The organism is Vibrio sp. 5S239 (assembly GCF_041439575.1).
In the GTDB taxonomy this organism is placed as follows: Bacteria; Pseudomonadota; Gammaproteobacteria; order Enterobacterales; family Vibrionaceae; genus Vibrio; species Vibrio kanaloae.
In genome coordinates this window covers 1-12,400 of sequence record NZ_JBGOOM010000006.1, presented here as the reverse complement: position 1 = coordinate 12,400, position 12,400 = coordinate 1, and the positions used below count along the sequence as shown (strand labels likewise).

Here is a 12,400-nt window from a genome sequence, read left to right as displayed (position 1 = left end):
TTGGAAAATACCCATGCGACAGATGTAAAAAAGCCCCAGTTTTTCGACTGAGGCTTCTTAAAGGTGATCGGTGAAGAGACATTCTTTGAACATCAGGCGAACCCCACTTGGGTTCCAATCTAATGAGCTACAGATGAAAAAAAAGCTCATCATTTCTGATGAGCTTTCTTAAAGATGGTCGGTGAAGAGGGATTCGAACCCCCGACCCTCTGGTCCCAAACCAGATGCGCTACCAAGCTGCGCTATTCACCGAGACGTTTCGTTTGATTTCTCAAACAGGGAGCTTCAAAAAAGCTACCAAAATTAATGGGGTGGCTAACGAGATTCGAACTCGCGACCACCGGAATCACAATCCAGGGCTCTACCAACTGAGCTATAGCCACCACTAACTTTTTATATAACCGCTTAACAGCAATTATTGAAATAGTGGTCGGTGAAGAGGGATTCGAACCCCCGACCCTCTGGTCCCAAACCAGATGCGCTACCAAGCTGCGCTATTCACCGACTAGTTTTGTCTCGACTCAGGGAATATTAAGTCAACACAGGAAGCCTAGGCTACCATTATTTTTTAAAAGAAAGAATGGGGTGGCTAACGAGATTCGAACTCGCGACCACCGGAATCACAATCCAGGGCTCTACCAACTGAGCTATAGCCACCATTGTTTCTTTGTGCCAATTTTCACTTACCTAAGTAAGTGACCGGATGGCGCGCCTGAAAGGATTCGAACCTTCGGCCTTTGGCTCCGGAGGCCAACGCTCTATCCAGCTGAGCTACAGGCGCATGCCCTGTCGGCGGAGTGGAATAATACGTAGATCACCCAATGCCGTCTAGTACTTTTTTAACTTTTTTTTCTGTTTGGTCTCTTTTTCGACAGTTAATATGTGATAAACCCCTTATTTGAGTACTACAACCTGTCACAGCTTATAAGTTGTTGTTTATTGCAACAACTTATCGGGATATAATCACCCATTATTTACATTGGTTTAACAGTCGCTCTTTGCTGCTCAAATCAAAACACCCTTCCAACACTATAAATTGGTAAGCATGTACTTACCTTGGGAATGTAAAGTGAGTTTAATGGATATGTCTCGTCGAATTTTAAGCGTTGTCATCGCAGTTTTAACCTTTTCAACTGGCGCAATGGCTTCAGGCCTAAGCGAAGCAGAGCAAGATATAATTGCAGAACGCATCAAGCCAGTTGGTCAAGTATACCTAGTCGGCAGTGAGCCAGTAGCCGCAGAACCAACAGGCCCTCGCGACGGCGCAACCGTTTATGGTACTTTTTGTATCGCTTGTCACGCATCTGGCGTAAGTGGCGCACCTAAGAAAGGTGATGCGGGAGACTGGGGGCCTAGAATTGCTCAGGGTCGCGACATTCTAGCAGACCATGCAATCAACGGTTTTAATGCAATGCCAGCGAAAGGTTCATGTATGGATTGTTCAGACGACGAAATCAAAGATGCTATCGAGCACATGATTGCCGGTCTGTAATTTACCGATCTATAATTAAAAATGCCAAATTCAAAAAAGGTGACCAGATCTGATGGTCACCTTTTTTATTGGCTTCTATATAGCGCGATTAAAGCAGAGCTTTATTTCTTGTTGAACATCGCACGAATATTGGCAATGTGCGCCTGCCCTTTTTCCATCCTTTCTTCAGCAGATTGAGGTTTCTTGACGCTTTCCCACTCAACATCATCATGCGGCAGCTCATCAAGAAAGCGGCTTTGGGTTGGCTTTATCAATTCACCATACTGACGGCGTTCACGACACTTAGTAAAAGTTAGCTCTTTTTGTGCTCGAGTAATGCCTACATACATAAGACGACGCTCTTCTTCTACATTGCCTTCATCAACACTGGTTTGGTGAGGTAAAATGCCCTCTTCCGCTCCCATTAAAAATACATATGGAAACTCCAAGCCTTTCGATGCGTGAAGTGTCATTAACTGTACTTGGTCAGCATCATCGTCATCTTCTCCACGTTCCATCATATCGCGCAACGTTAAGCGCTGAACGACTTCTCTTAGCGTTTTTTCTTCTTTATCATAATTGTCACCTTCTAAGTCAGCCACAATCCAACTATAAAGGTCAGAGACGTTTTTCATTCTCATTTCCGCGGCTTTGGGGCTTGCCGAGGTTTCGTATAACCAATCTTCGTAATTAATATCGCGCACCAAAGAACGAACCGCTTCCACGGTGTTACCACGCTCGGCGTTATCCGAGATACGAACGATCCAATCACTGAAACGACGCAGATTTTCTAAACCACGGCCAGTCAATGTTTGCTCCAAACCCATCTCAAAGCTGGCTTCAAATAGGCTTTTGCCACGCATGTTGGCGTAGCTGCCTAATTTCTCAAGCGTAACCGGGCCAATTTCGCGACGCGGCGTGTTTACAATACGTAGGAAGGCGTTGTCATCATCTGGGTTCACCAACACACGCAGATAAGCCATGATGTCTTTTATCTCTGCTCTAGCGAAGAAAGAGGTGCCTCCAGAGATCTTGTAAGGCACACGGTTTTGCATCAAGGCTTTTTCAATCAGGCGAGATTGGTGGTTACCCCGGTAAAGCACCGCATAATCTTTGTATTCTGTGCGGTTCAAAAATTTGTGTGCAATGATCTCACCGGTAATACGTTCGGCTTCGTGCTCTTCATTCTTGGCATTCAATACCTTGAGCTTTTCACCGTCAGGGATCTCAGAGAACAGTGATTTCTCATACACGTGCGGGTTATTGGCGATCAAGATGTTCGCCGCACGCAAGATTCGGCTGGTTGAGCGGTAGTTTTGCTCTAGCTTGATCAAACGCAGATTAGGGTAATCCTCACCAAGCAGCACCAAGTTTTGCGGTTTTGCGCCACGCCACGAGTAAATGGATTGGTCGTCATCACCTACTACCGTAAGACGTCCTCTTTCACCAACCAACAATCGTACCAATTCATATTGGCTGGTATTGGTATCTTGATATTCATCAACAAGTAAATAGCGGATACGTGACTGCCAACGCTCACGAACTTCTTGATTGGTTTTTAACAACAGTACAGGCATCGCGATCAAATCATCAAAATCGAGTGCGTTATAGGCCTTCATCTGTTTTTGGTACATCTCAAAGCAGAAAGCAAACAACTGCTCCTGTTCGCCTTGAGCGCGCGCTTTCGCCTGATCTGGCGTTAGCATGTCGTTTTTCCAGTTCGAAATGGTACTCATCAATGCGCGCAGCAGATCCTTATCACCATCGATCTGCCTCTCTGTTAGCTCTTTTAACAAAGCTAGCTGGTCTTGGTCATCAAACAGAGAAAAGCCCGCTTTTAGACCCAGTGCTTTGTATTCACGACGAATGATGGTTAAGCCCATGGTATGAAAGGTCGAAACAATCAGCCCTTTCGATTCGCCCTTACCCAGCGTTTGCCCAACACGTTCTTTCATCTCGCGAGCTGCTTTATTAGTAAAGGTCACCGCCGCAATATTACGCGCCTTGTAACCACACACCTGAACCAGATAAGCAATTTTATTGGTGATAACACGTGTTTTGCCTGATCCAGCACCCGCTAATACTAAGCAGGGGCCTGAAACATACTTCACGGCTTCATCTTGTCTTGGGTTCAGTTTCATTTGGTTCTCAATTTGGTCTAGAGGTGCGAATTAAATTGCGCGTCTATAATAATCCTGCAATAGCATGATTGCTATGCTCTCTTATGTAAGATTTTTACGTTATTTGTGCAAAATTTTGTTGCACATGTGTATAGTTATCAGGCTACAATGAATGAACGTTCATTCATCGGTGATGGAAAATGACAGCTCATACACCTCAGGATAAACGCCAACAAATACTTTCTGCCGCTGAAAAGCTAATTGCAGAGGTCGGCTTTCAAGGCCTCTCAATGCAAAAATTAGCGAAAGAAGCAGGAGTAGCTGCAGGCACTATCTACCGCTACTTCGATGATAAAGACCACTTGATAGATGATGTTCGAGTGCTCGTAACTCAACGAGTAGCGGATGCTGTTCAAAAAGGGGTTAATGATTCGGATCCAATAAAGCAACGCTATCGAACCATGTGGTTAAACATATGGAGCTTATCGGGAACGAATTTAGCCGCGATTAAAAATCAGGTTCAATATGACTCTTTACCCGTGACAAATAGCCAAGACTTCAGGGAACTAGAACGTAAAATGTTTGCCCAAGTTGAGCTGCTATTTAATGAGGGTAAAGAGCGAGGGTTATTTAAACCACTTGATAATGAAGTATTAAGTGGCTTGAGCTTAGCAGCTAGTGTCTCGCTAGCACGTAAGCATTCTTTAGGATTTTACCAACTTGACGAGGCTGCACTAGAAGCGGCAATAGAAGCCTGTTGGGATGCAATAATTAAACACTAGATTGGAGTTTTGACCATAATGAAAAAGTGGACTTTCTTCATGTTACTCATCGCTGTACTTCTTTTCGGCAGCGTTATTGGGTTTAACATGTTCAAACAACAAAAAATTGCTGAGTTTATGGCCAACCGTCCTGAGCCAGAGTTTCCAGTAACGGTAACTGAAGTTCAGCCGATCGACTGGGTTCCGGTGATTGAGGCAATCGGCTTCATTGAACCAAACCAAGGTGTCACTCTAGCAAACGAAACCAGTGGTGTTATTGATCAAATTTCCTTCGAGTCAGGTACTGAAGTTAAGAATGGTCAACAACTGGTTCGCCTTGACTCAGGTGTGGAAAAAGCAAATCTAAAGAGCTCTGAAGCTCGTTTGCCTGCTGCGAAAGCAAAATACAAGCGCTACCAAGGGCTATTCAAAAAAGGCTCTATCTCTAAAGAAGCATACGATGAAGCAGAAGCGAACTACTTCTCTCTATCTGCTGATATTGAAAGCCTAAAAGCATCGATTGAACGTCGTGAAATCCGCGCACCGTTTGATGGCACTGTCGGTATCCGTAATGTGTATTTAGGTCAATACCTGCAATCGGGTACGGATATTGTTCGCTTAGAAGACACCAGTGTAATGCGCCTGCGCTTCACGGTTTCTCAAACTGATATATCTCGCATCAACGTTGGCCAAGCGATCGACATCTTTGTTGATGCTTACCCTGAAACACCTTTTGAAGGCTCTATCAGTGCTATTGAACCTGCAGTAAGTATCCAAAGTGGTCTTATTCAAGTTCAGGCAGACATTCCAAACAATGATGGCAAGCTTCGTAGCGGCATGTTCGCTCGCGCTAACATCATTTTACCTAAATTAGAGAACCAAGTAACTCTGCCTCAAACAGCCATTACTTTTACTCTATACGGCGACAATGTTTATATCATAACTGAAGAAGATGGGGTTCAACGTGTTGCTCAACATGTTGTAAAAGTAGGCGAACGTACCGCTGATATCGCTCATATTCTTGAGGGTGTGAAAGCCGGTGATACGGTTGTCACTTCAGGCCAAGTACGTCTAAGTAATGGTGCCAAAGTTAAGATTGTTGAAAGTGATGCCATCACTCCACCATCTGAAACACCTAAGCTGTAACTGGAGGCACAATGCGCTTTACTGATGTTTTTATTAAACGTCCAGTTCTAGCGGTATCCATCAGCTTTTTGATTGCGCTGCTTGGCTTACAAGCAATCTTCAAAATGCAGGTGCGTGAATACCCTGAAATGACGAATACCGTCGTAACCGTTACTACGAGTTACTACGGTGCAAGTGCCGATCTTATCCAAGGCTTTATAACCCAGCCCCTCGAACAGGCTGTAGCTCAAGCGGATAATATCGACTATATGACTTCTTCTTCTGTTCTCGGTAGTTCAACGATTACCGTGAACATGAAGCTGAACACCGACCCGAATGCAGCGCTGTCTGACATACTGGCCAAGACAAACTCGGTTCGTTCGCAGCTTCCAAAAGAAGCCGAAGACCCAACTGTAACTATGTCTACCGGTTCAACAACAGCGGTCCTCTACATCGGTTTTACCAGTGATGAGTTGGTATCGAGCCAAATTACCGACTATCTAGAGCGTGTCATCAACCCGCAGCTATTTACGGTAAACGGTGTATCTAAAGTCGACCTTTATGGTGGTATGAAATACGCACTACGCGTATGGCTAGACCCCTCAAAAATGGCAGCGGTTAGCCTAACTGCATCTGATGTGATGACGGTACTGAACGCTAACAACTACCAATCAGCTACGGGTCAAGCGACTGGTGAGTTCGTGCTTTATAACGGCAGTGCAGATACTCAGGTATCAAACACTGAAGAATTAGAGAACCTAGTGGTGAAGAGCGGTGAAGGTGAAATCATTCGTCTATCCGACATCGCTAAGGTCTCTTTAGAAAAAAGCCACGATATTTACCGAGCAAGCGCCAATGGTCGAGAAGCAGTTGTTGCAGCGATTAACGCGGCGCCAAGTGCTAACCCAATCAATATTGCAGCCGATGTACTTGAGCTTCTTCCTCAGTTAGAGAAGAACCTCCCAAGCAACATATCAATGAACGTGATGTATGACTCGACCATTGCGATTAATGAGTCTATTCAAGAAGTTATCAAAACCATTCTTGAGGCTGCCTTAATTGTATTGATCGTTATTACCTTGTTCCTTGGTTCATTCCGTGCAGTTCTTATTCCTATCGTTACTATCCCACTATCACTTATTGGTGTGGCAATGGTAATGCAAGCAATGGGCTTCTCGTGGAACCTGATGACACTACTGGCAATGGTACTCGCCATAGGTCTAGTGGTAGATGATGCGATCGTGGTACTCGAAAACGTTGACCGACATATCAAGCTCGGGGAATCTCCTTTCCGAGCTGCCATTATCGGTACCCGTGAAATTGCGGTACCCGTTATCGCGATGACACTAACGCTAGGTGCGGTATACGCTCCTATCGCTATGATGGGTGGTATTACAGGCTCGTTGTTTAAAGAGTTCGCATTAACCCTGGCAGGTTCAGTTTTTGTATCGGGTATCGTGGCACTGACGCTATCGCCTATGATGTGCTCAAAAATGCTAAAAGCTCATGCAGAACCAAGCAAGTTTGAACTAAAAGTACATAGTGTATTGGATGGTATGACTAACCGCTACGAGCGTATGCTTGGTGCGGTAATGCAGCATCGTCCAGTATTCATTGGCTTTGCTATCATCGTATTTGCAAGTTTACCGTTGTTGTTCAAGTTCATCCCTAGTGAGTTAGCACCTTCAGAAGATAAAGGTGTAATCATGTTGATGGGTACAGCACCGTCGAATGCGAACTTAGACTTCATGCAAAACACCATGAACGACGTAAACAAGATTCTGTCTGATCAGCCAGAAGTAGCTTACGCACAAGTGTTTACAGGTGTACCAAATGCAAACCAAGCGTTTGGTATTGCGTCTATGGTTCCTTGGAGCGAGCGAGAAGCAAGCCAGTCTGAAGTAACAAACCGTGTTGGTAACTTGGTGAAAGATGTCCCTGGTATGGCCGTAACAGCCTTCCAAATGCCAGAACTTCCAGGGGCAGGTTCAGGCCTTCCTGTTCAGTTTGTTATTACCACACCGAACAGCTTCGAGAGCCTATTCCAAATTACGACAGAGATCTTAGCCGAAGTATCTACTAACCCGTTGTTCGTTTATTCAGATCTTGATTTGAACTACGACTCAGCAACGATGAAGATCCATATCGACAAAGACAAAGCAGGGGCTTACGGCGTGACCATGCAAGACATTGGTATCACTTTAGGTACTATGATGTCTGATGGTTACGTAAACCGTATCGACTTGAATGGTCGTTCTTACGAGGTTATCCCTCAAGTTGAACGTAAGTTCCGTTTAAACCCTGAATCAATGAACAACTACTACGTACGTGCTGCGGACGGTAATGCTGTACCACTAGGCAGTTTGATTACGATTGATGTTGTGGCAGAGCCTCGTTCTCTTCCTCACTTCAACCAATTGAACTCAGCTACGATTGGTGCAGTACCTGCTCCAGGAGCAGCAATGGGTGATGCAATTGCATGGTTTGAAGACACGGCGGCGAATAAGCTTCCAAGTGGCTACAACCACGATTACATGGGTGAAGCACGTCAATACGTAACAGAAGGTAGCGCACTTTACGCAACCTTTGGTTTAGCTTTGGCTATCATCTTCTTGGTATTGGCGATTCAGTTCGAATCTCTGAAAGATCCATTGGTTATCATGGTGTCTGTACCACTTGCTATTTGTGGTGCCCTAATAGCTCTGGCTTGGGGTGCAGCCACGATGAACATATACTCACAAGTTGGTTTAATCACCTTGGTCGGCTTGATCACCAAACACGGTATCTTGATCTGTGAAGTAGCAAAAGAAGAGCAACTACACAATGGCAAGACGCGTATTGAAGCCGTTATGGAAGCGGCGAAGGTTCGTCTTCGTCCAATCCTAATGACTACTGCTGCGATGATTGCGGGTCTAATCCCACTGATGTATGCAACGGGTGCAGGTGCGGCTCAACGTTTCAGTATCGGTATTGTAATCGTTGCTGGTCTAGCAATCGGTACATTGTTTACCTTGTTTGTACTGCCAGTAATCTACAGCTACCTAGCAGAGAAGCACAAACCTCTACCTGTGTTTGTTGAAGACAAAGATCTAGAAAAGCTAGCTCGTGTCGATGAAGCAAAGGCTGCGCAGAGAGGATTAGCTGACAATAAGTAATCGCTAAGTCGTAAAACAATGAAAAAGGCTACTTCGGTGGCCTTTTTTATACGCGATAGGCGACATCTCAGGTGTGATTAAATAGAATAGTGATAAATAGTCAGGAGTTTAATTGATATGTTTGATCCAAAAAAACTAGAGCAAATTGCTAAGCAGATCCACGACTCTATGCCTCAGCCAGTGAAAGAACTGGGTTCAGACGTAGACCAAAAGGTTCGCCAAGTTATCCAAGGCCAATTGAATAAGCTAGACGTTGTCAGCCGTGAAGAGTTTGATGTTCAAACACAGGTGCTGCTGCGCACTCGTCAAAAGCTGACGGAAATGGAACAGAAGCTAGCTGAACTAGAAGCTAAGCTTGCTGACAAGTAAGCATTCAAGCGAGAAGATATATGAAGGGTTGACGTGAGAACGTCAGCCCTTTTTTATGCGGACGAGAACTCAAATAATGAATAGTTTCCTGACCACGTTCCTCCGTCACTTTCGGGAATGACTTAGCTTGAAAACCATCATTCTCTGGTGCGCGAAGCATTCTCGATACCGCCCCTTGAAAAGCAAAAAGGCTTGGTCAACGGCGACCAAGCCTTTTTATTAGATGTTGTGTTGCTGAATAATGGCTCCAACCTATAAGGAGCTAGTGATACTGCCTTGCTTTTTCTACAAGTTTATCAGTATCTAATCGACTAATTAACCGCCTACAGCGATACGCTTCATGTCGCTCATGTAGCTACGTAGCTCTTCACCAATGTACTCTACAGGGTGGTTACGGATAGCTTCGTTTACTTCAATTAGCTTAGCGTTGTCTACTTGGTTAGATGCTTCACCTAGACCACGGCCGATCACGTCCGTTGCTACTGAAGGCATGAACTTCTCACGCAGTAGCGGTGTTGCTACGTTAGCGAATAGGTAGTTACCGTACTCAGCTGTATCAGAGATTACTACGTTCATTTCGTAAAGACGCTTACGAGCAACTGTGTTTGCGATTAGTGGAAGCTCATGTAGAGATTCGTAGTAAGCAGACTCATCAATGATGCCTGATGCCGTCATAGCTTCGAATGCTAACTCAACACCGGCACGAACCATAGCAACCATTAGGATACCGTTGTCGAAGTACTCTTGCTCTGAGATTTCTACGTCAGAAGCTGGATAGTTTTCAAATGCCGTTTCGCCTGTCTCTTCACGCCAGCCTAGTAGGTTCACGTCATCGTTCGCCCAGTCAGCCATCATTGTGCTAGAGAAGTGACCAGAGATGATGTCATCCATGTGTTTGTTGTAAAGCGGACGCATTAGGTCTTTAAGCTCTTCAGAAAGCTCAAACGCTTTAACTTTAGCTGGGTTAGATAGGCGATCCATCATGTGAGTTACGCCACCAAACTTCAGTGCTTCTGTGATCGTTTCCCAACCATATTGTAGAAGCTTGCCTGCGTAGCCAGGTTCGATGCCATCAGCAATCATCTTCTCGTAAGATACGATAGAACCAGCTTGTAGCATGCCACAAAGGATTGTTTGCTCACCCATCAGGTCAGATTTAACTTCCGCTACGAAAGAAGACTCTAGGCAACCAGCACGGTGACCACCAGTACCTGCAGCCCAAGCTTTAGCGATATCCCAACCTTCACCTTTAGGGTCGTTTTCTGGGTGAACAGCGATAAGTGTTGGTACACCGAAACCACGCTTGTACTCTTCGCGAACTTCAGAACCTGGACACTTAGGCGCAACCATTACTACAGTAAGGTCAGCACGTAATTGCATGCCTTCTTCCACAACGTTAAAGCCGTGAGAGTAACCAAGAGCAGCGCCTTGCTTCATTAGAGGCATTACTGTTTCAACAACGTTTGTGTGTTGCTTATCAGGAGTAAGGTTGATTACTAGGTCTGCTTGAGGGATTAGCGTTTCGTAGCTACCCACAACAAAGCCATTTTCATCAGCATTTTTGAATGATTGACGCTTTTCATCAATTGCTGCTTGGCGTAGAGCATAAGATACGTCTAGACCAGAGTCACGCATGTTTAGACCTTGGTTTAGGCCTTGAGCACCACAACCAACAATTACGATTTTCTTACCTTCAAGATATTCAGCTTCTGTCGCGAATTCTTCACGATCCATAAAGCGGCAACGACCCAATTGGTCAAGTTGTTCACGAAGGTTTAATGTATTGAAATAGTTAGCCATTCTAGGGCACTCCTTTAAAAATAAATCCGTAAGGTCGATATCTCTCTATCGAATGACTTCATACTAAAACAGACACTCCGTTGCTGAAAGTGATATATTCACAATTAGTTATTGCAATAAATGCAACATGGAAACGATCGCAGAACATGAACATAAAATCTCTACAATTATTTATACATTTATGTGACAGCAAGAGTTTCAGCAAAACCGCTGCTGCTATGCACGTCAGTCCTTCAGCGCTGAGTCGTCAGATACAAAAGCTTGAAGAGGAAACAGGGCAAGAACTGCTTATCAGAGACAACCGCAGTGTTGACCTTACCCCAGCAGGAAAACACCTATTGCCTGTAGCATTGAGCATCGTGGGAGAGTGGCAGCAATATAACCTTCATCTAAAAGGTGGAGAACAGGAACTTAAAGGGGAAATTCGTATATTTTGTTCAGTAACGGCTAGCTATAGTCACCTACCTGAACTCATAACCGAATTTAGGGCTATTCATCCGTATATTGAATTTAAGCTCTCTACTGGCGATCCAGCTCAATCCATTGACAAGATCTTAAACGATGAGGCGGATATCGCGATTTCAGCAAAGCCAGATATCCTTCCTTCAAGGTTAGAATTCGAGACCATCAGCGATATTCCACTGTCAGTTATTATTCCATCCGGTGTCAGTAGCTTTAGCCAACAACTGCAATCTGACAAACCCAACTGGAATGCAATACCTTTTATAATCCCTGAAGCTGGTACAGCGCGTGACCGAGCCAATACATGGTTCAAAAAAATGAAGATAAAGCCCAATATTTACGCTCAGGTGTCAGGCCATGAGGCGATTGTAAGTATGGTTGCACTAGGTTGTGGAGTTGGTATTGCTCCTGATGTCGTCATCAACAACAGCCCAGTACGTGACAAAGTAGACCGCTTAAAGATAGAGCCAATCAAACCATTTGAACTAGGGGTGTGCTGTAAGCGCGCGCAATTAGAAAACCCATTAATTAGAGCATTTTGGCAGGTCGCCGAAGGAAAATACCTGCAAGACTAGTTATCGATAAGTGATAACAAGCAGGTGTGGAGTCACAGGTAAAGAGCACGTTAGTGCTCTTTTTGTTTTGCTAAACGACAGATATGAAAAAAGCCCGCTGATTTCTCAGCGGGCTTTTTAATGGTGGTGGAGGGATAGGGATTTGAACCCTAGAACCGCTATTAACGGTTGCCGGTTTTCAAGACCGGTGCTTTCGACCACTCAGCCATCCCTCCAACAAATTGTCATCAACAGATTAGTACACTGTAGATGTTGTTACATGTATACACAGGTAACGATACCTTTTTGTCTTCACTTTCAAAAAAGTGAAAATAAATAAGAGCCTGGCGATGTCCTACTCTCACATGGGGAAGCCCCACACTACCATCGGCGCTATTGTGTTTCACTACTGAGTTCGGCATGGAGTCAGGTGGGTCCACAATGCTATGGTCGCCAAGCAAATTCTGTTTAATTGACGCCTCTGCGACAATTAATAATTCGGAAAGCTGTTTCTCTATTCAATAGAGCAATAAAAGTCTCTTCAAACGCATTCAAGGTCTGTCTCTTTGAGTCCACAAAACCC

8 protein-coding genes, 6 tRNA genes and 1 rRNA gene are annotated in these 12,400 nt (G+C 44.6%); 6 read left to right on the top strand and 9 right to left on the bottom strand.

Annotated features, from left to right (window positions below; genetic code table 11):
* Positions 1 to 175 precede the first annotated feature (175 nt).
* From ACED48_RS06650 to ACED48_RS06630, 5 genes are all read right to left on the bottom strand, one after another.
* A tRNA-Pro gene (locus tag ACED48_RS06650) sits at positions 176 to 252 on the bottom strand.
* 55 nt (positions 253 to 307) lie between these two features.
* Positions 308 to 383 (bottom strand) — tRNA-His (locus ACED48_RS06645).
* Between the two features lie 44 nt (positions 384 to 427).
* A tRNA-Pro gene (locus ACED48_RS06640) sits at positions 428 to 504 on the bottom strand.
* 77 nt (positions 505 to 581) lie between these two features.
* Positions 582 to 657, bottom strand: a tRNA-His gene (locus ACED48_RS06635).
* Positions 658 to 704: 47 nt separating this feature from the next.
* Positions 705 to 781 (bottom strand) — tRNA-Arg (locus tag ACED48_RS06630).
* A gap of 297 nt (positions 782 to 1,078) precedes the next feature.
* Here ACED48_RS06630 and ACED48_RS06625 point away from each other — a divergent pair.
* On the top strand, positions 1,079 to 1,492 hold the full coding sequence (locus ACED48_RS06625; protein ID WP_017055692.1) for a cytochrome c5 family protein: 414 nt from the start codon (positions 1,079 to 1,081) through the stop codon (positions 1,490 to 1,492).
* A 101-nt stretch (positions 1,493 to 1,593) separates the two neighbouring features.
* Here the strand turns inward: ACED48_RS06625 and rep are convergent, their stop codons facing one another.
* Positions 1,594 to 3,612, bottom strand: coding sequence for a DNA helicase Rep (rep, locus tag ACED48_RS06620; protein ID WP_017055693.1), 2,019 nt, complete (start codon positions 3,610 to 3,612; stop codon positions 1,594 to 1,596).
* Positions 3,613 to 3,791: 179 nt separating this feature from the next.
* On the opposite strand from rep, the gene ACED48_RS06615 reads away from it, so the two are divergent.
* The 4 genes from ACED48_RS06615 to ACED48_RS06600 all read left to right on the top strand — a co-directional run bounded on the left by ACED48_RS06615 (position 3,792) and on the right by ACED48_RS06600 (position 9,001).
* On the top strand, positions 3,792 to 4,373 hold the full coding sequence (locus ACED48_RS06615) for a TetR/AcrR family transcriptional regulator (RefSeq protein ID WP_017055694.1): 582 nt from the start codon (positions 3,792 to 3,794) through the stop codon (positions 4,371 to 4,373).
* 18 nt (positions 4,374 to 4,391) lie between these two features.
* On the top strand, positions 4,392 to 5,498 hold the full coding sequence (locus ACED48_RS06610) for an efflux RND transporter periplasmic adaptor subunit (RefSeq protein ID WP_017055695.1): 1,107 nt from the start codon (positions 4,392 to 4,394) through the stop codon (positions 5,496 to 5,498).
* 11 nt (positions 5,499 to 5,509) lie between these two features.
* On the top strand, positions 5,510 to 8,632 hold the full coding sequence (locus ACED48_RS06605; protein ID WP_017055696.1) for a multidrug efflux RND transporter permease subunit: 3,123 nt from the start codon (positions 5,510 to 5,512) through the stop codon (positions 8,630 to 8,632).
* A 117-nt stretch (positions 8,633 to 8,749) separates the two neighbouring features.
* Positions 8,750 to 9,001, top strand: a complete 252-nt coding sequence (locus tag ACED48_RS06600; RefSeq protein ID WP_004740921.1) for an accessory factor UbiK family protein — start codon at positions 8,750 to 8,752, stop codon at positions 8,999 to 9,001.
* 315 nt (positions 9,002 to 9,316) lie between these two features.
* Here the strand turns inward: ACED48_RS06600 and ilvC are convergent, their stop codons facing one another.
* Positions 9,317 to 10,801: a ketol-acid reductoisomerase gene (gene ilvC / locus ACED48_RS06595; protein WP_017055697.1), complete on the bottom strand. Its 1,485-nt coding sequence runs from the start codon at positions 10,799 to 10,801 to the stop codon at positions 9,317 to 9,319.
* A 146-nt stretch (positions 10,802 to 10,947) separates the two neighbouring features.
* On the opposite strand from ilvC, the gene ilvY reads away from it, so the two are divergent.
* Entirely contained in the window at positions 10,948 to 11,838 is an 891-nt protein-coding gene (ilvY, locus tag ACED48_RS06590; protein WP_017055698.1) for an HTH-type transcriptional activator IlvY, read from the top strand.
* Between the two features lie 124 nt (positions 11,839 to 11,962).
* On the opposite strand, the gene ACED48_RS06585 is transcribed toward ilvY, so the two are convergent.
* Positions 11,963 to 12,053 (bottom strand) — tRNA-Ser (locus ACED48_RS06585).
* Positions 12,054 to 12,159: 106 nt separating this feature from the next.
* Positions 12,160 to 12,275, bottom strand: a 5S ribosomal RNA gene (gene rrf / locus ACED48_RS06580).
* Between the last annotated feature and the right edge of the window lie 125 nt (positions 12,276 to 12,400).

Coding starts and splice junctions, on each gene's coding strand:
- ilvY (WP_017055698.1), top strand. CDS start 10,948: ATGAACATAAAATCTCTACAATTATTTATACATTTATGTGACAGCAAG.
- ACED48_RS06610 (WP_017055695.1), top strand. CDS start 4,392: ATGAAAAAGTGGACTTTCTTCATGTTACTCATCGCTGTACTTCTTTTC.
- rep (WP_017055693.1), bottom strand. CDS start 3,612: ATGAAACTGAACCCAAGACAAGATGAAGCCGTGAAGTATGTTTCAGGC.
- ACED48_RS06615 (WP_017055694.1), top strand. CDS start 3,792: ATGACAGCTCATACACCTCAGGATAAACGCCAACAAATACTTTCTGCC.
- ACED48_RS06605 (WP_017055696.1), top strand. CDS start 5,510: ATGCGCTTTACTGATGTTTTTATTAAACGTCCAGTTCTAGCGGTATCC.
- ACED48_RS06625 (WP_017055692.1), top strand. CDS start 1,079: ATGGATATGTCTCGTCGAATTTTAAGCGTTGTCATCGCAGTTTTAACC.
- ilvC (WP_017055697.1), bottom strand. CDS start 10,801: ATGGCTAACTATTTCAATACATTAAACCTTCGTGAACAACTTGACCAA.
- ACED48_RS06600 (WP_004740921.1), top strand. CDS start 8,750: ATGTTTGATCCAAAAAAACTAGAGCAAATTGCTAAGCAGATCCACGAC.